Annotated in this window: 22 protein-coding genes; 12 read left to right on the top strand and 10 right to left on the bottom strand. The window is 64.7% G+C overall.

The window, feature by feature from the left end; translation table 11 throughout:
- Positions 1-181: 181 nt before the first annotated feature.
- From AC56DV_RS05275 to AC56DV_RS05285, 3 genes are read left to right on the top strand one after another with little or no spacing between them, the layout of a single operon-like run.
- Positions 182-1450, top strand: coding sequence for an efflux RND transporter periplasmic adaptor subunit (locus AC56DV_RS05275; protein WP_496313257.1), 1269 nt, complete (start codon positions 182-184; stop codon positions 1448-1450).
- A 3-nt stretch (positions 1451-1453) separates the two neighbouring features.
- A complete protein-coding gene (locus AC56DV_RS05280; protein WP_496313258.1) occupies positions 1454-4582 on the top strand; it encodes an efflux RND transporter permease subunit in 3129 nt (1042 codons plus the stop codon).
- Positions 4583-4595: 13 nt separating this feature from the next.
- Complete coding sequence (locus AC56DV_RS05285) at positions 4596-5357, top strand: hypothetical protein (RefSeq protein WP_496313259.1); 762 nt, start codon at positions 4596-4598, stop codon at positions 5355-5357.
- A 15-nt stretch (positions 5358-5372) separates the two neighbouring features.
- Here the strand turns inward: AC56DV_RS05285 and AC56DV_RS05290 are convergent, their stop codons facing one another.
- From AC56DV_RS05290 to AC56DV_RS05320, 7 genes are all read right to left on the bottom strand, one after another.
- A complete protein-coding gene (locus tag AC56DV_RS05290; RefSeq protein WP_496313260.1) occupies positions 5373-5993 on the bottom strand; it encodes an immunoglobulin domain-containing protein in 621 nt (206 codons plus the stop codon).
- Positions 5994-6114: 121 nt separating this feature from the next.
- Positions 6115-6297: a hypothetical protein gene (locus tag AC56DV_RS05295; RefSeq protein ID WP_496313261.1), complete on the bottom strand. Its 183-nt coding sequence runs from the start codon at positions 6295-6297 to the stop codon at positions 6115-6117.
- Between the two features lie 73 nt (positions 6298-6370).
- The gene (xerD, locus tag AC56DV_RS05300; protein WP_496313262.1) at positions 6371-7273 is read right to left on the bottom strand and encodes a site-specific tyrosine recombinase XerD; all 903 of its coding nucleotides are present in this window, start codon (positions 7271-7273) and stop codon (positions 6371-6373) included.
- Positions 7249-7770 carry a methylated-DNA--[protein]-cysteine S-methyltransferase gene (locus AC56DV_RS05305; RefSeq protein ID WP_496313263.1) on the bottom strand — a complete coding sequence of 174 codons (522 nt, stop codon included), beginning with the start codon at positions 7768-7770 and terminating at the stop codon, positions 7249-7251. The genes xerD and AC56DV_RS05305 overlap by 25 nt, the downstream gene beginning before the upstream one ends.
- Positions 7771-8130: 360 nt before the next feature.
- On the bottom strand, positions 8131-9411 hold the full coding sequence (locus tag AC56DV_RS05310; protein ID WP_496313264.1) for a TRAP transporter large permease: 1281 nt from the start codon (positions 9409-9411) through the stop codon (positions 8131-8133).
- Positions 9408-9980: a TRAP transporter small permease gene (locus AC56DV_RS05315; protein ID WP_496313265.1), complete on the bottom strand. Its 573-nt coding sequence runs from the start codon at positions 9978-9980 to the stop codon at positions 9408-9410. Before AC56DV_RS05315 ends, AC56DV_RS05310 begins: the two co-directional genes overlap by 4 nt.
- A 69-nt stretch (positions 9981-10049) precedes the next feature.
- On the bottom strand, positions 10050-11036 hold the full coding sequence (locus AC56DV_RS05320) for a TRAP transporter substrate-binding protein (RefSeq protein ID WP_496313266.1): 987 nt from the start codon (positions 11034-11036) through the stop codon (positions 10050-10052).
- 117 nt (positions 11037-11153) lie between these two features.
- Here AC56DV_RS05320 and AC56DV_RS05325 point away from each other — a divergent pair, with 117 nt between their 5' ends.
- Together AC56DV_RS05325 and AC56DV_RS05330 are read left to right on the top strand one after the other, a co-directional pair.
- Entirely contained in the window at positions 11154-13163 is a 2010-nt protein-coding gene (locus AC56DV_RS05325) for a sensor histidine kinase (RefSeq protein WP_496313267.1), read from the top strand.
- A gap of 20 nt (positions 13164-13183) precedes the next feature.
- Complete coding sequence (locus AC56DV_RS05330) at positions 13184-13771, top strand: response regulator transcription factor (protein ID WP_496313268.1); 588 nt, start codon at positions 13184-13186, stop codon at positions 13769-13771.
- Positions 13772-13789: 18 nt separating this feature from the next.
- Here the strand turns inward: AC56DV_RS05330 and AC56DV_RS05335 are convergent, their stop codons facing one another.
- The gene (locus AC56DV_RS05335; RefSeq protein WP_496313269.1) at positions 13790-15757 is read right to left on the bottom strand and encodes a DUF262 domain-containing protein; all 1968 of its coding nucleotides are present in this window, start codon (positions 15755-15757) and stop codon (positions 13790-13792) included.
- A 146-nt stretch (positions 15758-15903) separates the two neighbouring features.
- On the opposite strand from AC56DV_RS05335, the gene AC56DV_RS05340 reads away from it, so the two are divergent.
- The 4 genes from AC56DV_RS05340 (at position 15904) to AC56DV_RS05355 (ending at position 18062) form a co-directional block, all read left to right on the top strand.
- Positions 15904-16341 (top strand): MarR family winged helix-turn-helix transcriptional regulator, encoded by a 438-nt coding sequence (locus AC56DV_RS05340; RefSeq protein ID WP_496313270.1) that lies wholly within the window; start codon positions 15904-15906, stop codon positions 16339-16341.
- A gap of 33 nt (positions 16342-16374) precedes the next feature.
- On the top strand, positions 16375-17229 hold the full coding sequence (locus tag AC56DV_RS05345) for a CPBP family intramembrane glutamic endopeptidase (RefSeq protein WP_496313271.1): 855 nt from the start codon (positions 16375-16377) through the stop codon (positions 17227-17229).
- A 61-nt stretch (positions 17230-17290) separates the two neighbouring features.
- Complete coding sequence (locus tag AC56DV_RS05350) at positions 17291-17575, top strand: BrnT family toxin (RefSeq protein WP_496313272.1); 285 nt, start codon at positions 17291-17293, stop codon at positions 17573-17575.
- On the top strand, positions 17526-18062 hold the full coding sequence (locus AC56DV_RS05355; protein ID WP_496313273.1) for a hypothetical protein: 537 nt from the start codon (positions 17526-17528) through the stop codon (positions 18060-18062). The genes AC56DV_RS05350 and AC56DV_RS05355 overlap by 50 nt, the downstream gene beginning before the upstream one ends.
- Here the strand turns inward: AC56DV_RS05355 and queG are convergent.
- A complete protein-coding gene (gene queG / locus AC56DV_RS05360; RefSeq protein ID WP_496313274.1) occupies positions 18053-19144 on the bottom strand; it encodes a tRNA epoxyqueuosine(34) reductase QueG in 1092 nt (363 codons plus the stop codon). The two genes, AC56DV_RS05355 and queG, sit on opposite strands and share 10 nt — an antisense overlap.
- 50 nt (positions 19145-19194) lie before the next feature.
- On the opposite strand from queG, the gene tsaE reads away from it, so the two are divergent.
- From tsaE to AC56DV_RS05375, 3 genes are read left to right on the top strand one after another with little or no spacing between them, the layout of a single operon-like run.
- A complete protein-coding gene (tsaE, locus tag AC56DV_RS05365; protein WP_496313275.1) occupies positions 19195-19680 on the top strand; it encodes a tRNA (adenosine(37)-N6)-threonylcarbamoyltransferase complex ATPase subunit type 1 TsaE in 486 nt (161 codons plus the stop codon).
- Positions 19644-21158 (top strand): N-acetylmuramoyl-L-alanine amidase, encoded by a 1515-nt coding sequence (locus tag AC56DV_RS05370; protein WP_496313276.1) that lies wholly within the window; start codon positions 19644-19646, stop codon positions 21156-21158. Before tsaE ends, AC56DV_RS05370 begins: the two co-directional genes overlap by 37 nt.
- Before the next feature lie 12 nt (positions 21159-21170).
- A complete protein-coding gene (locus tag AC56DV_RS05375; protein ID WP_496313277.1) occupies positions 21171-21986 on the top strand; it encodes a D-hexose-6-phosphate mutarotase in 816 nt (271 codons plus the stop codon).
- On the opposite strand, the gene AC56DV_RS05380 is transcribed toward AC56DV_RS05375, so the two are convergent.
- Positions 21970-23064 (bottom strand): carbonic anhydrase, encoded by a 1095-nt coding sequence (locus AC56DV_RS05380; protein WP_496313278.1) that lies wholly within the window; start codon positions 23062-23064, stop codon positions 21970-21972. The two genes, AC56DV_RS05375 and AC56DV_RS05380, sit on opposite strands and share 17 nt — an antisense overlap.
- Positions 23065-23129 lie beyond the last annotated feature (65 nt).

Here is a 23129-nt window from a genome sequence, read left to right on the forward strand (position 1 = left end):
GCCAAGGCCGGTGCATTGCGCTGCGTCAAACGTGCGGCCCGCAACCTACCGCGCGGCACCTTCCATCCCCGCTTTCTGCAGTTCAGCTGCCTTTTTTGCCGCTTTGTCGCACCGGCGTGGTGCGGCCTCTTGAAATTCCCTACAGTGGCAACATCCAAAAATGGCCTCCCAGAGAAACAATATGAAAATAGAGACCTTGCCCCTGCCCTCCCAGCCAGCCCAAGCCGCCAAGCCCGCCCACAAGGCAGGCCAGCGCTGGCGCGCGCCGGCGCTGGCCCTGATCGTGCTGGCCGTGGCCGGCGGCGGCTGGACCGTCATGCAATCGCGCAGCAAGGCGCCGGCCCCGGCAGCAGCGGCGGACAGCGCCGCCGACAAGAAACCCAAGGGCCCGGACGTGTACGAACTGGCCGCCGCCGACGTGGCCGCCATCGACGCGCGCGCCCTGTCGCTCAGCCTGCCACTGTCCGGCTCGCTGGCCCCCATCAGCCAGGCCACCATCAAGGCCAAGGTGTCGGGCGAAGTGCGCGAAACCACGGTGCGCGAAGGCATGGCCGTGACCCGGGGCCAGGTGCTTGCGCGGCTGGACCAGGCCGACCTGCAGGCCCGCCTGACGCAGCAGCAAGCGATGCTGGACGAGGCGCAGGCCAAGCTGGCCATGGCCAGCCGCAACCACGCCAACAGCCAGGCCCTGCTCAAGCAAAACTACATTTCCTCGACTTCCTACGACACCACCGCCAACGGCGTGGAGCTGGCGCGGGCCAACGTGAAATCGGCCAGCGCCATGGTGGACATGGCCCGCATCGCGCTGAACGACAGCGTGATCCGCGCGCCGATGAGCGGAGTCGTTTCCAAACGCCATGTTCAGGCGGGCGAAAAAGTCGCGCCTGACATGCCCGTCTACACCATCGTCAACCTGGACGAGCTGACCCTGGAGGCGCAAGTGCCGACCTCGGAGATCCCGCGTGTGAAAGCGGGCCAGGAGGTGGCCTTCCGGGTGGACGGCTTCCAACGTGAATTCCACGGCAAGGTGGCGCGCATCAATCCGACCGCCGAGCAGGGCTCGCGCGCCATGCTGGTCTACATTTCGGTGCCGAACAAGGACGGCGCCCTGCTGGGCGGCATGTTCGCCAAGGGCAGCATCGTCACCGAGCGCTCGGCCGTGATGCCGCTGGTGCCGGTGGAGGCGCTGCGCAGCGACGGCGGCCGCCAGGTGGTGTACAAGGTGGACCAGGGCAAGGTGCTGGCGCAGCCGGTCACCCTCGGCCTGCGCAACGAGGACACCGGCTACGCCGAAGTGACCGAGGGCCTGCAGCCGGGCGCGCAGGTGATCGTGGCCAAACTGGACGCGGTGAAACCGGGCGCCCGGGTCAAGCTGGCCGCGCCGGCCGGCGCACCGGCCGCAGCGGCGTCCGCCACCGCCAAGGCCAGCGTGCCGGGCCAGCGGAGCTAAGCCATGTGGATTACCAAAGTCAGTATCAGGAACCCGGTGTTCGCCACCATGGTGATGGTGGCGCTGATGGTGCTGGGCCTGTTCGCCTACAAGCGCCTGGGCGTGGAGTCCATGCCCAATGTGCAGCTGCCGTTCGCCGCCATCGAGATCGAATACCCGGGCGCTTCGCCGGAAGCGGTGGAGAACGACATCACGCGGCCGGTGGAGGACATCGTCAACACCGTCAGCGGCGTGAAGACCATCCGCGCCAACTCGTGGGAAGGCCGGGCCGGCATCTACCTGGAATTCCAGCTGTCCACCAATATGGACCGCGCCATGCAGGAGCTGCGCGACAAGGTGGCGCTGGTGCGCCCGCGCTTCCCCAAGGAAGCCAAGGACCCCTTCATCGCGCGCGAGGAAGGCGACAACGAACGCCCGGTGGTGACGCTGTCGCTCAGTTCGGACAAGCACAGCCTGCGCGAGCTGTCCACCATGACCGACCAGATCATCACCAAGCGCTTCCAGAACGTGGCCGGCGTGGGCCAGGTGCGGGTGCTGGGCACCACCAAGCGCCAGGTGCTGATCAGCCTGAAGCCCAACGAGATGACGGCCCAGGGCATCGGCGTGGACGAGGTGATACGCGCGATCCAGACCACCAACGCCAACCTGCCCGCCGGTAACATCAGCCAGTCCGTCACCGAGCAGCTGGTGCGGGTGGAAGGCAAGATCAAGGATGCGCGCGAGTTCAACAAGATCATCGTGGCGCGCCGCGCCAACGGCCCGGTCTACCTGGACCAGGTGGCCAGCGTGGTCGACGGCGAGGAGGAGGCGCAATCGTATTCGCGCATCGACGGCAAGCCCGGCATCTCGCTGGAAGTGACCAAGGTGCAGGACGCCAACGTGGTGGTGGTGGGCGAAGGCGTGCGCAAGGCCGCCGAAGCCCTGCAGCAGACGCTGCCGGCCGGCATCAAGCTGCACATCCTCGATTCGCAGTCCGAGCGCGTGCAAAGCCAGCTCGACAACGTGAAGCGCACCATCATCGAAGGCGCCGTGCTGACCATGGTGATCGTGTTCTTCTTCCTCAAGTCGTGGCGCTCGACCATCATCACCGGCCTGACCCTGCCGATCTCCGTCATGGCCAGCTTCATCGCCATGCAGGCCTTCGGCTTCACCTTGAACTTCCTGACCCTGATGGCGCTGTCGCTGTGCATCGGCCTGCTGATCGACGACGCCATCGTGGTGCGCGAAAACATCGTGCGCCACTTCGGCATGGGCAAGGACCACCACCAGGCGGCCGAGGACGGCACCAACGAGATCGGCCTGGCTGTCATGGCCACCACCTTCGCCATCGTGGCCGTGTTTATCCCGGTGGCCTTCATGGACGGCATTATCGGGCGCTTCTTCCTGCAGTTCGGCATCACCGTGGCGGTGGCCGTGCTGGTGTCGCTGTTCGTCTCCTTCACCTTGGACCCGATGCTGTCGTCGGTGTGGCCCGATCCGGAACAGGACCGCTTCAAATACCTGCCGTGGCTGGGCCGCTTCATGGACTTCGTCGAGCGCGGCGTGGACCGGCTGCACGTGGTGTACGGCAAGGTGCTGGCGCTGGCACTGGACTGGCGCAAGACCACGCTGGCCGTCACCGCCGCCATCTTCGCCGGCAGCCTGCTGCTGGTGCCGATGATAGGCGGCGAGATGTTTCCGGAAACCGATGAAGGCTGGGTCAACATGCGCTTCAAGACCCCGGTCGGCTCCAGCCTGGAATACACCAACGACAAGGTCCGGCAGGTGGAAGCGGCGCTGGCGCCGTTCAAGGAAATCGACAGCATCCTGTCCAACGTGGGCACGCGCGACGGCCGCAACTCGGCCGAAGTGAACCTGAAGCTGACGGACGTGAAGAAGACCCACCGCCGCTCGCAGAAGGCGTTGGAAAAAGCCATCCGCGAACGGCTGGCGCCGATTGCCGGCATCCAGCTGTCGGTGGGCCAGAAGCCGATCTTCATCGCCATCCTGGGCACCGACGAGGCCAAGCTGGATGCCGTGGCGCGCGAGCTGATGGACAAGATGCGCAAGATCAAGGGCGTGGCCGACCTGGAATACAGCCAGGAAGGCGCCAACCCGTCCACCATGATCAAGATCAACCAGGAGCTGGCCAGCGACCTGGGCCTGTCGGTGCAGCAGATCGGCGCCGCCTTGCGGCCTTTCGTGGCCGGCGAGAAGGTCAGCCACTGGCTGGCCTCGGACGGCCAGAACTACGAAGTCAACGTGCAGCTGCCGAAATCGGGCCGCCAGCGCGTGATGGACCTGGCCGACCTGTCGATCGCGTCCAGCAAAACCAACGCCGACGGCACGCCGCGCATGGTGCCGCTGCGCCAGGTGGTGGAATTCATCCCCTCGTCCAGCCCGCAGGTGCTGAAGCGCCAGGCGCTGCAGCGCCGGGTGGCGGTGTACGCCGGCGTGGAAGGCCGTCCCGGCGGCGACGTGGACGCCGACGTGCAGAAGGCCATGAAAACCATCGTGCTGCCGGCCGGGGTGCGCTTCGACGTGGCCGGCAACGCGCAGGAGATGGCCGAGACCATGAGCGGCGCCATGACGGCGCTGGGCGTGGCGGTGATCTTCATCTACCTGGTGCTGGCCTCGCAGTTCGGCAGCTTCCTGCAGCCGGTGGCCATCATGACCTCGCTGCCGCTGTCGCTGATCGGCGTGCTGCTGGCGCTGCTCATTACCGGCAGCACCCTGAACATCTTCTCGGTGATCGGCTTCATCATGCTGATGGGCCTGGTGACCAAGAACGCCATCCTGCTGGTGGACTTCACCAACCACGGCCAGAAGGAAGGCCTGGGCCAGCGCGAAGCCATCATGCAGGCCGGCCAGGTGCGGCTGCGCCCCATCATGATGACGACCCTGGCGATGATCTTCGGCATGCTGCCGATGGCCATCGGCCTGGGCGACGGCGGCGAGACGCAGGCGCCCATGGGCCGCGCGGTGATCGGCGGCGTGATCACCTCCACCCTGCTGACCCTGGTGGTGGTGCCGGTGGCCTACACCTACCTCGACACGCTGGGCAAGCGCTGCGCGCGCTGGCTGGGCGGCCGCAAGGAAGCGGCCACGGTGGCCGCCGTGGCCGAGCAGAAGCAACTGGCCGATGTCGCCTGACCTTGGGAGCGACATGACTGTGCAAAAAACCGTGGGCGGCGCGCTGGCCGCCGCCCTGCTGCTGCAACTTCCCGCCACGGCCGGCGAGCCACCGGCCGAGCCTGCCGCAGATAAAAATGCCGTGGTCGTCAACGGCATCCGCAACCCCGAGCTGAAGACCTACCGCGTGATGGCCGCCGGCCTGGACGCCTTCGACGAATACCGCGCGCTGGCGCCGGCCGCGCCGGAAGTGCGCTTCAAGCTGCGCCCGCGCGGCGGCGCGCAATCGGCCGGCATGGACAACCTCGCCATGCGCATCGCCGGCGACAGCATGTCCATCCCGCTGCCGATCGCGGCCGACCACACCTTCTCGCTGCCGCGCAGCGAGGAAGCCAGGAGGGAAAACGCGGACCTGCTGCTGAACAAGCCCAAGGGCGGCTACCGCTGGCAGCCGGACATCCACAGCGTGGGCGTGCCGGCCGGCATGCGGCGCCTGGGCGACCTGCGGCTGGAGTGCAAGGTGCTGGTGGCGACGGCCAAGGAGGAAATCGGTTTCTGGCTGACCAGCATGATCAACACGCTGCTGCTGACCACCGACTGGTGCAGCCATGAAAAGATACAGCTGTCCACGGCGGCGGCGCAGCGCATCGCCTCCGCCACGCTGACGCACGGCGAACAGCGGGTGCCGCTGAAAGTGAGCAGCGACGGCACGAGCTACGTGCCGCCGCTGGGCAACAAGGCCTACCCGGACGACGCGCTGATCGACATCCAGTACGCCGAGGAGCCGGCGGCCTAAGCTGCCACGCTGGCGTCAGTTGACGGTCAGCACGGCGGCCGAGCTGGTGGCGCTGCCGTAGGTATTGGTGATCACCACGTCGTAGCTGGCAGCGTCGGCGGTGGCCACGCTGGCGATGGTGTAGCTGGCTGCGGTCGCGCCAGTGATGTTGGTGCCGGCCTTGCGCCACTGGTAAGTCAGCGTCGGCGTGCCGGAGGCGGCCACGGTGAAGGTGGCCGGTTTTCCCGCCGCCACGGTCAGCGCCACCGGCTGGGTGGTGATGGCCGGCAGCAGGCCCACCGTCAGCACGGCTGCCGTGCTGGTCACGCTGCCGAGGCTGTTGGTCACCACCACGTCGTAGCTGCCGGCGTGGCTGGCGTAGGCTGGACTGAAAGTGAATTTGCTGGCGGTCAGGCCGGCCACGGCCACGCCGTCCTTGCGCCACTGGTAACTCAGCTTGCCGCCCGTCGCCACCACGCTGAAGCTGGCGTCCAGGCCGGCCACCACGGTGACTGCGGCGGGCTGGGTGGTGATGGCGATCTGGGTGTCCGCAGGCGTCGATTCGCTGCTGTTGCCACCGCCGCCGCAGGCGGCCAGGGCTACTGCCACGGCAACGGCCATGGCGCCGGCCGACAAATGGTGCACATTCATTTTCATAAAGGTTCCCGCTGGAATAAAGTCAGCGAGAGTATAGGACCGCAACCATGCCCGGCAGACACGGTTTTGTGTAAGATTATGCAATAAAGTGTTACTAGACGTAACTTCGCGGCCGCCTTGTTTATGCCGGGCGCGCGTCCCCGGCGCTGTCGTCGTCGGCTTCGTCGTCGCTGTCCTGCTCACCACCCTGCTCACCTTCCGGCCTGCTCTTGGCTTCCAGCTTGCGCCTGGCCTTTTCCTCGGCCTTCTTTTTCTTCTCCAGCTCGCGTTGGCGCTTCTCATACTGGAAATTTGTCTTAGCCATTTGCCACCTCTCTATGTTGCGAACGATGTTCGTCCAGCTACATTATGACGCAGATGCGGCCAGCGCAAATTTTTCAGCCGCGGGGATGATGTTGCGCATGCAAATGCTTCAGGCGTTCGCGCGCCACATGGGTGTAAATCTGCGTGGTGGAGATGTCCGAATGGCCCAGCAGCAACTGCACCACGCGCAGGTCGGCGCCGTGGTTCAGCAAATGGGTGGCGAAGGCGTGGCGCAGCGTGTGCGGCGACAGCGGCGACGTGATGCCGGCCTTCTGCGCGTGCTTCTTGATGATGACCCAGAACATCTGGCGCGTCATCGGCCCGCCGCGCGCGGTGACGAACAGCGCGTCGTCCTGCTGGCCGTCGAGGATGGCCCAGCGCGCCTCTTTCATATAGCGCTCGATCCACTGGCGCGCCTGGCCGCCGAACGGCACCAGCCGGGTCTTGGCGCCCTTGCCGGTGATGCGCAGCACGCCGTCGTTCAGGCTCAGTTCGAACGTCTTCAGCGCCACCAGTTCGGACACCCGCAGGCCGCTGGCGTACATCAGCTCGAGCATGGTGCGTTCGCGCAGGCCGAGCGGCGTGCGCACGTCGGGCGCGGCCAGCAGCGCTTCCACCTGCGCCTCGCTGAGCGTGTGCACGAAGCGCTGCGCCTGCTTGGCGGAGGCCAGCTTCAGGCACGGGTCGGCCGCCACCAGCTTCTGCCGCAGCGCATACTGGTAATAGCGTTTCAGCACCGACAGGCGGCGGTTGGACGTGCTGGCCTTGGTGTCCTCGTGGCGCGCGCTGAAGTAGGCGTCGATGTCGTGCGTGGCCACCGCGTGCAGGCCGGCCACGCCGGGCCGCGCCACCTCCAGCCAGCGCGCGAAGGCGCGCAGGTCGCGCCGGTAGGCGTCCAGCGAGTTCTTCGCCAGGCCGTCCTCCAGCCACAGCGCGTCGCAGAAGTCGTCGATCAGAGCAAGGTTGTCTGCTGCCATGCGTACTCGCTGTGTCCCTCGTGCGCCAGCAGCCAGCGCTTGACGTTCAGGTGGAAGCCGTTGGCGTCGTCGTGGTGGGCGAAGCCGCCCAGGCCGTTGGCGCCGGTCACGCGGTGGCAGGGCACGGCCAGCGGGAACCAGTTCTGGCCGCAGGCCTGGCCGATGGCGCGCGGCGCCGATTCCAGGAATTTGGCCAGCTCGCCGTAGGTGCGCACCTGGCCGCGCGGGATGCTGCCGATGGCGGCCCACACGCGGCGCTGGAATTCGCTGCCGACCCGCGCCAGCGGCAAGCTGAACGCAAAGTCGGCGTCGGCGCAGTAGCGCAGGATCTGTTCGGCCGCCAGCGCGGCCACCGCGTCCTGCGCGTCCTTCTCGGCGTAGTCCGGCGGCAGGTACACCAGTTCCGTCACCAGCGCGCCGCCGGTGCGGATGCCCATGGCGCCGAACGGGGTGGCGACGATGGCGTTGAAAAGATTGCCACTCTGTTGTTTATTCATCACAGTTGTCTTGCTTGATGTTGCATCAATACTACACCACCAAAATGGGGCGGGGCAAAAAAAAAGCGCACTGCAACAGTGCGCTTTCAATCTTGCTCTCACGGAACCGGCCGTTTGGCGTCGACGTAGCACACTTGTGGCGGCCTTCGGCGATCTTCCAACGACATACTGTGAACCGTGTGTCTCCTCAATGATATGCGGCATCCAAGGCCGTTATTTTACTTACTCTCCCCACTAAATCTCATGTTCTTGCTACCAGGGCAGATATCGATATTTGTTTTGTTTGCCTCTGGAGCGAAGCAATCATAACTGATCCACTTCGCTTTTTGCTCATTTTTTTGAGCCAAGAAAATTTTTCATTTAGGAGTAAACTAAGTTGGGCAACCACAGGGAAATTTGTGGTACGTAGGTCACCACCACCAGGAAACAGATCATGGTGAGCAGCCACGGCCACACCGCCACGGTCAGTTCGGTAATCCCCATTTTGGTGATGCCGGACGCCACGTACAGGTTCAGCCCGACAGGCGGGTGGCACATGCCCACTTCCATATTGACAACGATCAGGATGCCGAAGTGCACAGGATCGATGCCCAGCTTCATGGCCACCGGGAACAGGATGGGCGCCATGATCAGCACGATCGACGACGGTTCCATCACATTGCCGGCCAGCAGCAGCAGGATGTTGACCACCAGCAGGAAGCTGATCACGCCCAGGCCCTGGCCGGTGATCCATTCCGCCATCTGCTGCGGGATGTTTTCGCTGGTCATCAGGAAGGAGAACAGCACCGCGTTGGTGATGATGTACAGCAGCATGGCCGACATGGCCGCCGAGTCGAGCAGCACCTTGCCGACCTGCTTGAGCTTCAAGTCCTTGTAGACGAACACGGCGATGACGAAGGCGTACACGGCTGCCATGGCGGCCGCCTCGGTCGGCGTGAACATGCCGCTGTAGATGCCGCCCATCACGATGATGATCAGCAGCAGGCCCCAGGCGCTCTTGCGGAAGGTGGCCCAGCGCTCGCCCCAAGTGGCTTTTTGCATACGCGGATAGTTGTGCTTGCGCGCCAGGTACCAGGTGGTCAGACCCAGCAGGAAGGCCAGCATGATGCCCGGCACCACGCCGGCCATGAACAGCTTGCCCACCGAGGTGTTGGTGGTGACCGAGTACATCACCATCACGATCGACGGCGGGATCAGGATGCCCAGCGCGCCGGAGGTGGTGATGACGCCGGCGCCGAAGCCTTTCGGATAGCCCTGGCGCACCATGGCCGGCAGGATGATGGAGCCGATCGCCACCACGGTGGCCGGCGAGGAGCCGGACACGGCCGCGAACAGCGCGCAGGCCAGCACGCCGGCCAGCGCCAGGCCGCCGTGCCAGTGGCCGACCATGGAGCTGGCGAAATTGATCATGCGCCGCGCCACGCCCCCGTGGGTGAGGAAGTTGCCCGCCAAGATGAAGAACGGGATGGCCATGATCTCGAATTTCTCGATGCCGGTAAACAGCTTGAGCGCCACCGATTCGATCGGCACCTCGGTCATGGTGAACAGGAAGGTCAGTACCGTCAGGCCAAGCGAGATGGAGATCGGCATGCCGGTCAGCATCAGCGCCAGCAACAGCACGAAGATAATCATGGCGTTCATGCTTTGGCTCCTTTTTCTTCAGCCTTCAGTTCGTCTTCCAGGCCCTCGACGTGCGAGTGGTCGTGTTTCGGCAGTTCGCCGGTGCGCACAAAGGCCACCATCACCTGCAGGAAACGGAAGCACATCAGGTAGGAACCGGTGGGCACGGCCAGGTAGACCAGCCACATCGGCACTTCCAGGTCGGCCGAGGTCTGCTCGGTGTGGCCGATTTCCCACACGAAGGTGGCGCCCAGGGTGCCGACAATGCCGGTAAACAGCGCGCCGGCCAGCAGGCCGAAGATGACGAACTTGTTGCGCCAGGGCGGGCTCATGCGGTTGATGATGACGTCCACGCCGACGTGGATGCCGGTGCGCACGCCGTAGGCGGCGCCGAACTTGGCCATCCACACGAACATATAGATGCACAGCTCTTGCGCCCAGCTGGTGTTGATTTGAATCAGGGCGTCCTGCAGGCCGGGAATCGGCAGCCCCGACAGGTAGCGGTGCAGCACCGCCACGAAAATAATGAAGGTGGCCAGACCCATCAGGGTCGCGATCAGCCATTCTTCCAGGTGATCCAGGAATTTCATGGTCGAGATCTTTCCAGAGAAAGAGAGATGAGATGCGGGGCGGCAGGACGCCGCCCCGCGGTGGCCGGCTTACTTGGCGGCTTCTTTGTTGATGGCCTGGATCAGATCCTTGCCGATGCGGCCTTCCATGTCCTTCTGGACCGGCAGCAGCACTTTGCGCCATTCAGCCTGTTCCTTGGCGCTCAGGGTGTAGATTTCCGTCTTGCCGGCCTTCTTGATGGCGTCCATGGCCAGGTCGTTGTCGCGCTGGGCGATGGCTTTTTCGAAGGTGGTGGCGTCGCGCATCGCGGTTTCCAGCGCGGTGCGGATGTCGGCCGGCAGGCCGTCCCAGAACTTCTTGTTGACGATCACGGCATAGCCCAGGTAGCCGTGGTTGGACACGGTCACGTGCTTCTGCACTTCATGCATCTTCTGGGTGTACATATTCGACGGCGGGTTCTCGGTGCCGTCCACCACGCCGGTCTGCAGCGCCTGGTACACCTCGGAGAAGGCCAGCACCTGCGGGTTGGCGCCCAGCGTGCGCATCTGCGCGTCGAGCACCTTGGACGACTGGATGCGCATTTTCAGGCCCTTGAAGTCGGCCGGGGTGCGCAGCGGCTTGTTGGCCGACATCACCTTGAAGCCGTTGTCCCAGTAAGCCAGGCCGGTGATGCCCTTGCTTTCCAGTTTCTTCAGCAAGCCCTTGCCGATCGGACCTTCGGTCACGTTGTACAGCGCGGTCTTGGTGGGGAAGATATACGGCAGGTCGAACGCTTCGAATTCCTTCACGCCCAGCGGGCCGAACTTGGCCAGCGACGGCGCCAGCATCTGCACCGCGCCAAGCTGCAGCGCTTCCAGCTCTTCCTTGTCCTTGTACAGCTGGCTGTTCGGGTACAGCTCGACCTTGACACGGCCATTGGTGGCTTTCTCGGCCAGTTGTTTGAAGCGTTCCGCGGCCTGGCCCTTGGGCGTATCCGTGGCCACCACGTGGCTGAACTTGATGACGATTGGGGCTTGCGCGAAGGCGCTGAAGCTGGCGGCGGCGCAGAGCGCGGCCAGGATGGCTTTCAGTTTCATGTGATGTCTCCCGGGGGGTTAAAGTACATTATTATGGTTACCGTAGCAGTTTGTAACAGCCGTACGATACACGGCAACTGTGGAAAACCACAATAGCTGGCGACACATGAAAGTTTGATGCTCCGCCCCATGACCTCCGCCACCGACCGCCCGCCGCGTCTGCACTTCACCAACCCGGTGCGCTGGCTGCTGCCGGTGGTGCTGGTGCTGTTTTTCCTGGCCGTGCTGATCTGGCTGCCGTGGCAGGCGCGCCAGATGGAAAGCAGCGAACGCCAGGAGCAGCTGATCGCCGACACGCTGTGGGTGGAGCAGACCATCCGCTTCCAGCTGGGGCGCCACGAGGAAGCCATGCGCACCCTCAGCAGCGAGATCGCCGCCGGCCACCTGAGCCCGAAACAATTGCACGCGCGGCTGGTGCAACTGTTGCAAACTGGACACGAAATCCGCCGCGTCATGTGGGTGCTGCCGGACGGCGCGGTGGCCGCCACCAGCGATCCGGCCAGCGCGCCCCCGGCCCAGTCCGGCCTCGGCCCGCACTCGCAGGCCGCCGCCGAGCACGCGCGCCTGGCCCGCAAGCCCATCTACAGCCAGCCCGGGATCCTGCCCGGCGCCAGCAAGCCCGGCCTGGATTACCACTACCCTGTATATAGCGGCGAGCGCTACCTGGGCACCCTGGTGGCGCACTACTCGCTGTCCACCGTGCTCGACGAACTGGTGCCGTGGTGGTTCGCCCAGGACAACCAGATCACCCTGCTCGACCGCGACGACAAGGTGCTGGCGCGCCGCTCGGCCGCCGGGGCCGGCCACGGCGTGTACACCCACAAGCGCGCGCTGGACTTGCCCGGCACCACCGTCACCTTGCTCACCGACAGCGTGAAAAGCGAGCCGCGCCTGCTGCCCAACCTGCTGGTCGGCTCGGTGATCGTGCTGTCGCTGGCGCTGCTGTGGAGCCTGCTCGCGCTGTGGGGCCACATTTCGCGCCGCCTGGCCGCCGAAGGCGCGCTGCGCCAGCAGATGACGTTCCGCACGGCGATGGAAAACTCGCTGGTGACGGGCTTGCGCGCGCGCGACCTGGAAGGCCGCGTCACCTACGTCAATCCGGCCTTCTGCCAGATCGTCGGCTACCCGCCGGAAGAGCTGATCGGCAAGCTGCCGCCCATGCCCTACTGGGCGCCGGAAGTGATGAGCGAATACCAGCACCGCTTCGCCGGCGTGCTGGCCGGCAACGTCACACCGCAGTTCGAGACCATCTTCCAGCGCTCCACCGGCGAACGGGTGCCGGTGCTGATCTTCGAAGCGCCGCTGCTGGACAACCAGGGCCGGCAGACCGGCTGGATGGGCTCCATCCTGGACATTTCCGACCGCAAGCGCATCGAGGAGCTGAACCGGCAGCAGGAGCAAAAGCTGCAGACCAGCGCGCGCCTGGCCACCATGGGCGAGCTGGCTTCCATGCTGGCGCACGAGCTGAACCAGCCGCTGGCGGCCATCTCCAGCTACACCACCGGCGCGCTGAACGTGCTGCAGCGCGCCGAGGACGCCGGCCAGGCGCTCGACTGCGGCCTGCTGCGGCCGGCCCTGCAGCAGGCCGGCGCGCAGGCCCAGCGCGCCGGGCAGATCATCCGCAGCGTGCACCAGTTCGTGAAAAAGCGCGAACCGGAGCGGCGCGAAGTGGCGGTGCAGTCGCTGCTGGACGGCATCGAAGCGCTGATCGAGCTGCAGGCGCGGCAGAATTATGTGTCGCTGCAGACCGACATCCCGGCCGGGCTGCCGCCGGTGCTGGCCGACCGCGTGATGATAGAACAGGTGCTGCTGAACCTGACCCGCAACGGCATCGAAGCCATGGCCCGGGTGCCGCCCGAGCGCCGCGTGCTGCGCGTGCGCGCCAGCCACGACGCCGCCGCCGCGCAGGTGACGGTGGAAGTGATCGACCAGGGCCACGGCATCCCGGACGACGTGGCCGAGCGCCTGTTCGCGCCCTTCTTCTCCACCAAGGCCGAAGGCATGGGCATGGGTTTGAGCATTTGCCGCACCGCGATAGAATTCCATGGCGGCACGCTGGTTCACAAGGCCAACCCGGCCGGTGGCACCATTTTCGTATTCACGCTGCCGGCCGCCGGCGCGCATTAAAACTACAGGGACCTATATATATGCTGCATATCGTGGACGATGAAGCCGTAGTGCGCGACTCGCTTTCCTGGCTGGCCTCGTCGCGCGCCATCCCCGCCGCCGCCTACCCTAGCGCGGCCGACTTCCTGGCCTGGACCGAGCTCGCCGCGTTCGACCCGCAGGGCGACTGCGTGCTGCTGGACGTGCGCATGCCCGACATCAGCGGCGTGGCCGTGTTCGACCAGCTGGCCGCGCGCGGCCTGACGCAGCGCCTGCCGGTGATCTTCCTGACCGGCCACGGCGACGTGCCGATGGCGGTCGACACCCTCAAGCGCGGCGCCTTCGACTTTTTCGAAAAGCCCTTCAACGACAACCAGCTGATGGACCGGGTGCAGGAAGGCCTGGCCAACTCGCGCGAAGCGAGCGCGGCGGCCGCCGTGCACGCGCGCCTGGCCACCCTGTCGACCCGCGAGCGCGAAGTGCTGGACCTGATCCTGGCCGGCAAGATGAACAAGGTGGTGGCCGACCAGCTCGGCATCAGCATGCGCACGGTGGAAGTGCACCGCGCCCACATCTTCGACAAGATGCAAGTCAAAACCGCCGTCGAACTGGCCGGCCTGCTGAAATAGCCGCTGCTCGGCAGCGCGTTATTCCAGCACCAGCATCTCCTTCAATTTCCCCCGGCCCCAAGCGTTAAACGAGAAGTCCCAGCGCTGCTCGGCAAACGCCAGCAGCGCTTTGCCCCGCTTTTCCACCGATGCCGGGGTCCAGTCGTTGAACGTGGCGGCCACCTCGTTTTCCGAGAAGCTGCCGCCATTGGCAAAGCGCGGCCGCTTCGCGCCGCCGGAATCCTTGCCCCGGTAGGGATGATTCTGCAGCGATGCATTCTTACCGCGCGACAGCAGCAGCAAGTTCCCCAGCGAGTGGCAGTAACTGTTGAACTTGGCTTTCTTTCTTCTGCTGCCCAGCTTTGTGTTGAATGCGCCCCATGCCGACGACTCCTGCGGATAAATGTGCTCGATGGTCTCGCTGCCGACAGAAGCCCATTTCACTTTCCGGTCTCCCCGGTGTGTTTGCCGCAGGCTGTCTTCATATTCGAAGAGCAGCACCTTGGTCAACGGCCAATCATAGTAGCCTTTGCTGTACTGCAAATCGCGCCGGATCTGGTTATGGAAGTTATCCAGGTCCATCTCTCCGTGCCATGGAAACTCCGGGTCGGCGTACGCATACTCGCCATCTTCGAATTCACCATAGTTGCTGATGAGCGATTTCACCAGGCGCGCCACATACGCAAGGGCCTGGGTCGGCGGCACTGGGTCTCCATCACGGAAATACAAGTTATTCGAATACAGGGCATGCGCATTCTTGTAGAGTTCTTTGCGGGCAGTGTGCCCACGGCGGCCGCTCACCAGGAACACCAGCACGATAAAGCGCTCTATCTGCACCAGCAAATCAATCAGGCTCCCATCTATCCGCGCCAGCTTGCGCAGATCGGTTGCCCGATCCGGATAACGTTCCAGCAATTGCATATACGCAGCAAGGATCAGGGGATCGAATACCGGCCGATGCACATGCCCGATCCTCTCCAGCCAAAGCTGTTGAGCGGACGGCATGCCACGCGGCCGCCGAATATGCGACCACAGCAACGCTGCCAGGCGCAGGCTATTCAGGTACTTCCTGATCGCCGCGTCCGTCAAGTCGCCGTCGACGACGCGGGATACGGAAAACTGCTCCTTGAACAGCAAATTATCCAGCCATTTTTCCGCTGCGGTATCGGTCTTGAAGTACATTAGGCTGTGCGTGCGCAGGAATTCATCCTCGTCGAGAACGTTCTTGTCGGCCCGGCCCAACCAGTTATAGATATCGCTCCAGGTAGAATTAACCGCGCTCCGCAACTCCGCTTCGGCGCCGCCACCTGCAGCGGCTTGCGGGACGGGCATCATGGTGGTCAGATAAATCAGCCGGTTCTTCAACAACTCAAGCTGTGTCAGTTGGCGTCCCCGATGGTTTATCGACTCGAAAGCAACGTGAATGTTGAAGACCTTGGGATCCACCTCGACAACATTGAACAGCAGCTGGTTCTCAATTTTTTCGCGCAAGGCAGAGAGCTCATACGGCTGCAATTGCTTAGTCAGTTCGCGCAGTTTTTCCAAGGCCGCCGACAGGTTTTGAGTATAGGCGTTCTCGAAACCGGCGGCCCTGGCCGTATATGCATGATCCCGGAAAACCTGGAAAGCGAGAAACGGCCATGCATCGTGGTTGCTCACATAGCGGAACTTGGGCTGCGCCGAGCTGCCCAAGTATCGCTGCCGAAAGCCCGCGGAGACATGCGGCAGGAAGCCCTGCTCCAGGCTTTCCGACAGCGCCGCAATCAGAAGGATCGCCGTGGTCAGACGTTGCTGCCCATCGACCACCAAGGCGGGGGCGGAACCACCCTCCTCGCTGACCTCAAGAATCAGCGTTCCCATGAAATGCTTGGGATTATTCGAATTGATGCGTGCGATGTCTTCCCAAAATTCGATCACATTCTCCTCTTTCCACGCATATCCCCTTTGGTAGTCCGGGGTGCGGAAGCTATGCTGATCAAACAGTTCTGCAAGTGAAAGCAATTTCATGGAATTGTCGAAAAGAAAAAATAATATCTTATCAGAACTATCATCATGGCACGCCGCATACCGTAAAGTCCGATGCCAAAAAATCACTTCACCACTTATATAACTGCTGATATTATTTCCCCATGAAACCTGGACTCGGAACCCAATTGCGCCATCTGATCGATCTGCTGGACGGGGCGGTCGGCGCCGCCTACGAGGAGGCGGGGCTGGACTACCGGCCGCGCTACACGCCGGTGATGCGCGCGCTGATGCAGGGAGAGCCGCGCACCATCGGCCAGATCGCCGAAGCGGCCGGCATCACGCAGCCGGCCGCCACCCAGACCATCGCGCTGATGCTCAAGGCCGGGCTGATCGCGTCCTCGCCGGGCGCGCTGGACGGGCGGCAGAAGATGATCAGCCTGAGCGCGCAGGGCCGGGCGCTGCTGCCGCAACTGCAGCAGTGCTGGCAAGCCACGGCGGCGGCGGCGCGCAGCCTGGACGCCGACCTGCCCTACCCGCTGTCGGACGCGCTGGCCAACGCCATCGCCGCGCTGGAGCGGCAATCGTTCGGCGCCCGCATCCGCGCCGCCCGCGACAACAAATAACAGCGAATAACAACACCACCACCTGGAGGCATCATGAGCGTTACGCAGCAGGCTGTTCCAGCTTCCCCGGTCCCCGCCGGACTGGGCGCGCGCATGGCGCGCTGGCCGGTCACCCGCATCCTGCTGGCCACGCTGGCCATGGTGCTGCCGGTGGCGGCGGTGCTGGTGTTCGCCAACGTGGCGCTGGAAAAATCCATGCGCGTGGCGTGGCCGCAATTGCTGGCCGCCGCGCTGTGCGTGCTGGGCTACCGCTTCTACGTGGCGAAAATTGAAAAGCGCGTGCCCGACGAACTGGCCACGGCCGGCGCCGCGCGCGAAACCGGCGCCGGCCTGGCCTGGGGCGCGGCGCTGTCGCTGGGCGTGATCGGCGCGCTGGCTGCGGCGGGCGCGTTCCAGGTGGTGGGCAACAACAGCTGGAGCGTCGTCTTCAAGCCGATGGCCGAACTGGTGCTGGTGGCCGTGTTCGAGGAACTGTTGTTCCGCGCCATGCTGCTGCGCATCCTGCAAAACGCGCTCGGCACGCGCTGGGCGCTGGCGATTTCGTCGCTGATGTTCGCGCTGGCGCACTTCCCGAACGACGGCGTGAGCGCGCTCGGCCTGGTGATCACGGTGGCCGCCGGCGTGATGTTCGGCGCCGCCTACCTGAAGACGGGCCGCCTGTGGCTGGCGGCCGGCCTGCACTTCGCCTGGAACTTCATCGCCGGCACCGTGTTTTCGCTGCCCGTGTCCGGCGGCGCCGCCAAAGGCTGGATCATCGGACGGCTGAGCGGCCCCGAGTGGCTCAGCGGCGGCAACTACGGCCTGGAAGCATCCGCCGTCACGCTGCTGGCGGTGGTCGTGGTCACGGTCCTGCTGTTGCCCTCCCGGGCGCGCGCCGAGGTCGCTTGATACAGATCAAGGACAGGTCTAGGATGTAAAAGGCGAGAGTTGATGGCATCTATGATGGTGCATGGTTACTTACGACCCCATCAAGCGGCTTCAGAACATCAAGGCCCACGGCATCGATTTTGCCGAACTGCATGGCGTACTCGACCATCAAATCCTCACGGAGGAAGACCCATCAGAAGCCTACGGCGAACTTAGAATGAAGAGCTTGTGCTGGTTGAATGGCCGATTGGTGCTTGTCGTGTGGACTTACGAGAACGGAGTGGCACGGCTTATTTCCTGCCGAAGGAGTACCAAGCATGAAAAACGAAAATATCTTCAAACCTTGGGCTGGCAGGGAGGCATTTGAAAAAGCCCTCGCTGACGCGCCGGACTGGATCGACGATGCTGATACGCGTGACGGCATCTGGTCAAATCCGAGAGTTACCGTCCCTGGACAGCATCCGTTCGAGCGGAGTGCCGCATCAATTGCAGAACAGCTGGGTACTTCGAAGGCCGGGAAAATAGCCCTTATCAACGCTGCCTTCTCGGCAAGCTCGGTGACGTCTTTGGTCCCTCCGGATAAATTAGCCAAGTCAGCGGCTGATCTGGTTCTGCTGTTCGTCTCCAACCAGCAAGAGTTCGGGCGTTTTTTGCCGGATGCTGCCAGTAGTCTGTCTCTTGAGAATGGCTCGACATTATGGCTCTGCCATCCACGGCAGCAATCCGCCCTGAAGACCCCATTGCCTGTCACGACCATGCTTAAGGATGCGGAAGCGTTCGGCTTATATAACGATGCATTCCTGACAGTCGATCCTGATTGGGTTTGCTTGCGCCTGCAACGACATCAACCGTGACGGGCCAGCGCCCATTCGACGTGTTCGCGCACCAGCGCTGACGGATGCGCGCGGCGCGACTCCAGCGCGGCGACGATGGCGGGGTCGCCCCGCGCGCCGGCCGCCGCCGCGTTGCCCAGGCCGACCGCGATGTTGCGCAGCCAGCGCTCGTGGCCGATGCGGCGGATCGGGCTGCCCTCCATCTTGCGGTTGAATTCCTCTTCGCTCCAGCCGAACAGCTCCACCATGCCGGAGCTGCCCAAGCCGTGCCGCTCGTCGAAATCGGGCAGGGTGGCGCGCTGGGCGAACTTGTTCCACGGACAGGCGGTCTGGCAGTCGTCGCAGCCGTAGACGCGGTTGCCGATCAGCGGGCGCATCTCTTCCGGGATGGCGTTCTTCAGTTCGATGGTCAGGTAGGAGATGCAGCGCCGCGCGTCCAGCCGGCCGGGGCCGAGGATGGCTTGCGTGGGGCAGGCCGTGATGCAGGCGCTGCACTGGCCGCAATGCGCGCCGGTGGGCGCGTCCACCGGCAGCGGCAGGTCGACCAGGATTTCGCCCATGAAGAACATGGAACCGGCGCTGCGGTTGATCAGCAGCGTGTGCTTGCCGCGCCAGCCCAGGCCGGACTTTTCGGCCAGCGGCAGCTCCATCACTGGCGCCGAGTCGGTGAACACGCGGTAGCCGAACTCGCCGATCGCGCCGTGGATGCGGTCGGCCAGTTGCTGCAGCCGCGCGCGCAGCACCTTGTGGTAGTCGCGGCCCCGCGCATAGACCGAGATCACGGCTGCGGAAGGGTCGGCGATGCGCGCCGCCTCGCGTTCGCGCCAGTCGTCGCCGGCGCCGTCCGGCAGGTAGTTCATGCGCGCGGTGATCACCCGCACCGTGCCGGGCACCAGCTCGTCCGGGCGGGCGCGTTTCATGCCGTGCGCGGCCATATAGTCCATTTCGCCGTGCATGCCCGCGTCCAGCCAGGCTTGCAGGCCCGCCTCCTGGGCCGACAGGTCGATATCGGCCACGCGCACTTCCGCAAAGCCCAGCTCCGTGCCCCACGCCTTGATGGAATGGACAAGTTCGTCTAAATTGAGGTGGGCAGGAAGTGGCACAAGTGAGATCGGCTTTACAATGCAACGGTTTACAACCCACATTTTATTCGATGCAGCACTTTAAATCCCACCTCCACGACGAAGCCGGCACCGCCGCCCTGGGCGCGGCCCTGTCGCGCGCGGTCCTGCCGGGCATGGCGATCTATCTGCACGGCGACCTGGGCGCGGGCAAAACCGCCCTCACCCGCGCCCTGCTGCACGCGGCCGGCCACCACGGCAACGTGAAAAGCCCCACCTACACGCTGTCCGAACCGTACAGCGTGCAGCTGGAGGGCCGCGCCGTCAACGTGATCCACTTCGACCTGTACCGCATGAGCAGCCCCGAGGAATTCCTCGACGCCGGCTTCCGCGAGGACTTCAACGGCGACAACATCTGCATCGTCGAATGGCCCGAGAAAGCCGACCCGGTGCTGCCGCCGCCGGACCTGCATATATTCTTGGCTGTGGCTGGCGAGGGACGTGATGTAGAATTGCAAGCGTCCTCCGCTTTAGGTCTGTCATGCCTGCAACGCCTCAAATTCGCACCGAACATGTAAAGTCCCGCCATCGGCGCACGGTACTGAGGGCCGGCAGCGCGCTGCTGCTGTCCGTCATGGCGCCGCTGTCCGCGCGCGCCGCGCAAATCCTGGCGGTGCGCGTGTGGCCTGCCGCCGACTACACCCGCGTCACGCTGGAGAACGATTCCAACCTGAAGGCCAGCCACTTCATCGTGAAGGACCCGGAACGCCTGGTGGTGGACATCGAAGGCCTGGAGCTCAATCCCACGCTGAAAACGCTGGTCGCCAAGATCCAGTCGAACGACCCGTATATCCGCCAGGTGCGCGTGGGCCAGAACCGGCCCAACGTGGTGCGGCTGGTGTTCGACCTGAAAGAGGAGATCACGCCGCAGGTGTTCGCGCTGGCGCCGGCCGGCCAGTACAAGCACCGTTTGATCTTCGACCTGTATCCGGTGGAGCCGGTCGATCCGATCGCGGCCATGATAGAAAAAGGCGACTGGAGCGACGCGCCCGCGCTGCCGCCGGGCGAAGCCATCGGCACCGCGCCTGCGGCACCGGCCACCCCTGCCCCCGGCGTGCCGGGCTCTCCAGGCACCGGCGTGCAGGCCAACCAGGCCACGCAGGCGGCACAGGCGAAAGCCGAAGCGCGCGCCGAGATCAAGGCCGAAGCGAAGGCCGAAGCGGCCGCGCCGAAGACCGACATCGCCGCCGCGCATCCCGATGGCAAGCCCGATGGCAAGCCGGAGGCCAGGCTCGAAACCAGGGAGCCCCTGCCGCAAGCCAAGCCCCTGCCCGGCCAGAAGGTGGCGCGCATGATCACCATCGCGCTCGACCCCGGCCACGGCGGCGAAGACCCCGGCGCCATCGGCGCCAAGGGTTCGCGCGAAAAAGACATCGTGCTGGCCATCGCCAAGCGCCTCAAGGCCAAGCTGGAGCAGCATCCCAACATCCGCGTCATGCTGACCCGCGACGGCGACTACTTCGTGCCGCTCGGCACCCGCGTCGACAAGGCGCGCAAGGTGCAGGCCGACCTGTTCGTCTCGATCCACGCGGACGCCTTCGTGCAGCCGTCCGCGCGCGGCTCGTCGGTGTTCGTGCTGTCGGAAAAGGGCGCCAGCTCGAGCGCCGCGCGCTGGCTGGCCAACAAGGAAAACGACGCCGACAACATCGGCGGCGTGAACGTGCAGGGCCACGACAAGCAGCTCGCCAGCGTGCTGTTCGACCTGTCCACCACGGCCCAGATCAACGACAGCCTGAAGCTGGGCAAGGCCGTGCTGAGCGAGATCGGCGGCATCAACCGCCTGCACAAGGGCTCGGTCGAGCAGGCCGGCTTCGCGGTGCTCAAAGCGCCCGACATCCCGTCCATCCTGATCGAAACGGCCTTCATCTCCAACCCGGAGGAAGAGGCCAAGCTGAAGGACAACGACTACCAGGACAAGCTGGCCGAAGCCGTCGTCAAAGGCATCCGCCAGTACTTCGCCAAGAATCCGCCGCTCGCCAAGAGCCGCATGACTTAAAAAAGGAAATCCATGATCAGCAGTGGAATCGAGCACGTCACCTACGGCGCGCTGCCGGCTATCCGCATCACCGCGCCGGACGGCGCGCGGGCCATCGTCACGCTGTACGGCGCGCACCTGCTGTCGTGGAAAACGCCGGACGGCGCCGAGCGCCTATTCCTGAGCGAGTGCTCGCCGATGGACGGCAGCGCGGCCATCCGCGGCGGCGTGCCGGTGATTTTCCCGCAGTTCTCCACGCGCGGCGACGGCCAGCGCCACGGCGTGGCGCGCCTGTCGAGCTGGCGCCTGGGCGAAACCGGCGCCGGCGCGGACGGCGCGGACAGCATGTATGCTGAATTCGAACTGACCCAGGCCGACGTGCCCGCGCAGCTGGCCGCCGGCTGGCCGCACGACTTCGCGCTGCGCCTGCGCTTCACGCTGCAGGGCAATGCGCTGCAAATGCGCTTCAACGTGCGCAATACCGGCGCGGAGGACTTCACGTTCGCCAGCGCCCTGCACACCTACTACGCCGCCGGCGACTTCCTGAAAACCTCGCTGCACGGCCTGGAACAGGGCGCCATCGAATTCGGCCCGCCGCTGGACAACATCTACGCCGCCGGGCCCGAGCTGGAACTGCGCACGGCCGACAGCAAACTGCAGCTGCAGCAGCAGGGCTTCACGGAGTGGGTGGTATGGAACCCGGGCGCGGAAAACGCGGCCAAGCTGACCGACATGGCGGACCACGAATGGCGCGAGTTCCTGTGCATCGAACCCGCGCGCGTGGACAAGAAGGAACTGAAAGCCGGCGCCGAATGGACCGGCCATCACACCATTACTGCGATTCCTTGATGATGCGGCCCGATGCCGGCTGGATCGGGCGCGCATTGAGCGGATACAGGCGGCTGAACAGCGCCATCTGCGCCGGCGAGGCCTGCACCGGCTCCTTCATCACCATCCACAGCACGTTCTCGGTGCACGGCGGTTCGGTCATCGAGCCCATATAGGTGAAATAGTCGCGCCGCTGCGGCAGCAGGTCGTTCGGGTCGAGCACGATGGAAGGCGCGGTCACGTCGCCCTTCTCCAGCGGCAGGTTGTTCCACACGGTCTGGATGGCCGGCTGCGGCTTGCCGCGTTCCAGCAGCAGCGCCAGCACCGCCATGCGGCCCTCGCCGTCCTTGTGCACCAGGTGCATCACCATCTCGAAGCTCTTGCCGTTGATGCGCTCCTCCGAGGGACGGTGGAAGTGGAACTGCACCAGCTCATACATGCGGTTGCCCACCGACAGGAAGTTCCCGCCGCCCATGGTCACCTGCACGGTTTTGCCGTTGTCCTGCACGTTGAAGGCGGACGGCCGGTAGTCGAAGGTGATCTGCTCCAGGTCCACCTTCATGCCGTCGCGGATGTCGATCGGCGACTGGCGGTTGCCGGTGCTGCACTTGGCCCAGTCCGCGTTGATCTTGCTCCAGTTGGCCGGGCCGAACTCGCCCTCGTATGCCCAGTGGGTGCCGTTGGCGCGCGGCGGCGGCGTGGCGGCGATCTTCGCGGCCTTGGCGGCGGCGTCCTTCTTGGCCTTGGCGGCGGCGGCCGCGCGCGCGGCCTGGTTGGCGCGCATCTGCGCCAGGCGCTCGGCGATCTTGGCCGACAGTTCCGCTTCGGCCTGTTCTTCGCGTTCGCGCTCGCTCAGCTTGGGCGCGGCAGGCGCCTTGGCGCCCGGCTTGGCGGCGGCATTGGAACCGGCGCCGGCGCCAGTGCCGGCATTGGCACCATTGTTGGCGCCCAGGCCGATAGGCGACGGATTCGACGGGCGGATATTGCTGATATTGGCCTGCGCCATCTTGGTCAACGGCGGCGCATAAGGCGAAGGATCGGCGGCGCCCGCTGCCGCGATGGCGAGCCAGCTGGCACTGAAGGCGATCAGGTTACGCATGGGAGTCCAGGAATGAGAAATGCATACCTGGTTTAACGGTTGCACAGGGGGAAAACTTGAGCTGT

Source organism: Massilia sp. BGA-UO-ETr-WB1, assembly GCF_059567845.1.

Bases quoted from the DNA above. Each gene is read 5' to 3' on its own strand.
- AC56DV_RS05355 (WP_496313273.1), top strand. From the start codon at position 17,526: ATGAAAAACGAAAATATCTTCAAACCTTGGGCTGGCAGGGAGGCATTT.
- AC56DV_RS05275 (WP_496313257.1), top strand. From the start codon at position 182: ATGAAAATAGAGACCTTGCCCCTGCCCTCCCAGCCAGCCCAAGCCGCC.
- AC56DV_RS05310 (WP_496313264.1), bottom strand. From the start codon at position 9,411: ATGAACGCCATGATTATCTTCGTGCTGTTGCTGGCGCTGATGCTGACC.
- AC56DV_RS05315 (WP_496313265.1), bottom strand. From the start codon at position 9,980: ATGAAATTCCTGGATCACCTGGAAGAATGGCTGATCGCGACCCTGATG.
- AC56DV_RS05290 (WP_496313260.1), bottom strand. From the start codon at position 5,993: ATGAAAATGAATGTGCACCATTTGTCGGCCGGCGCCATGGCCGTTGCC.
- AC56DV_RS05305 (WP_496313263.1), bottom strand. From the start codon at position 7,770: ATGAATAAACAACAGAGTGGCAATCTTTTCAACGCCATCGTCGCCACC.
- AC56DV_RS05320 (WP_496313266.1), bottom strand. From the start codon at position 11,036: ATGAAACTGAAAGCCATCCTGGCCGCGCTCTGCGCCGCCGCCAGCTTC.
- AC56DV_RS05330 (WP_496313268.1), top strand. From the start codon at position 13,184: ATGCTGCATATCGTGGACGATGAAGCCGTAGTGCGCGACTCGCTTTCC.
- AC56DV_RS05345 (WP_496313271.1), top strand. From the start codon at position 16,375: ATGAGCGTTACGCAGCAGGCTGTTCCAGCTTCCCCGGTCCCCGCCGGA.
- xerD (WP_496313262.1), bottom strand. From the start codon at position 7,273: ATGGCAGCAGACAACCTTGCTCTGATCGACGACTTCTGCGACGCGCTG.
- AC56DV_RS05380 (WP_496313278.1), bottom strand. From the start codon at position 23,064: ATGCGTAACCTGATCGCCTTCAGTGCCAGCTGGCTCGCCATCGCGGCA.
- AC56DV_RS05350 (WP_496313272.1), top strand. From the start codon at position 17,291: ATGGTTACTTACGACCCCATCAAGCGGCTTCAGAACATCAAGGCCCAC.
- AC56DV_RS05285 (WP_496313259.1), top strand. From the start codon at position 4,596: ATGACTGTGCAAAAAACCGTGGGCGGCGCGCTGGCCGCCGCCCTGCTG.
- AC56DV_RS05295 (WP_496313261.1), bottom strand. From the start codon at position 6,297: ATGGCTAAGACAAATTTCCAGTATGAGAAGCGCCAACGCGAGCTGGAG.
- AC56DV_RS05335 (WP_496313269.1), bottom strand. From the start codon at position 15,757: ATGAAATTGCTTTCACTTGCAGAACTGTTTGATCAGCATAGCTTCCGC.
- AC56DV_RS05375 (WP_496313277.1), top strand. From the start codon at position 21,171: ATGATCAGCAGTGGAATCGAGCACGTCACCTACGGCGCGCTGCCGGCT.
- AC56DV_RS05280 (WP_496313258.1), top strand. From the start codon at position 1,454: ATGTGGATTACCAAAGTCAGTATCAGGAACCCGGTGTTCGCCACCATG.
- tsaE (WP_496313275.1), top strand. From the start codon at position 19,195: ATGCAGCACTTTAAATCCCACCTCCACGACGAAGCCGGCACCGCCGCC.
- AC56DV_RS05370 (WP_496313276.1), top strand. From the start codon at position 19,644: ATGCCTGCAACGCCTCAAATTCGCACCGAACATGTAAAGTCCCGCCAT.
- AC56DV_RS05325 (WP_496313267.1), top strand. From the start codon at position 11,154: ATGCTCCGCCCCATGACCTCCGCCACCGACCGCCCGCCGCGTCTGCAC.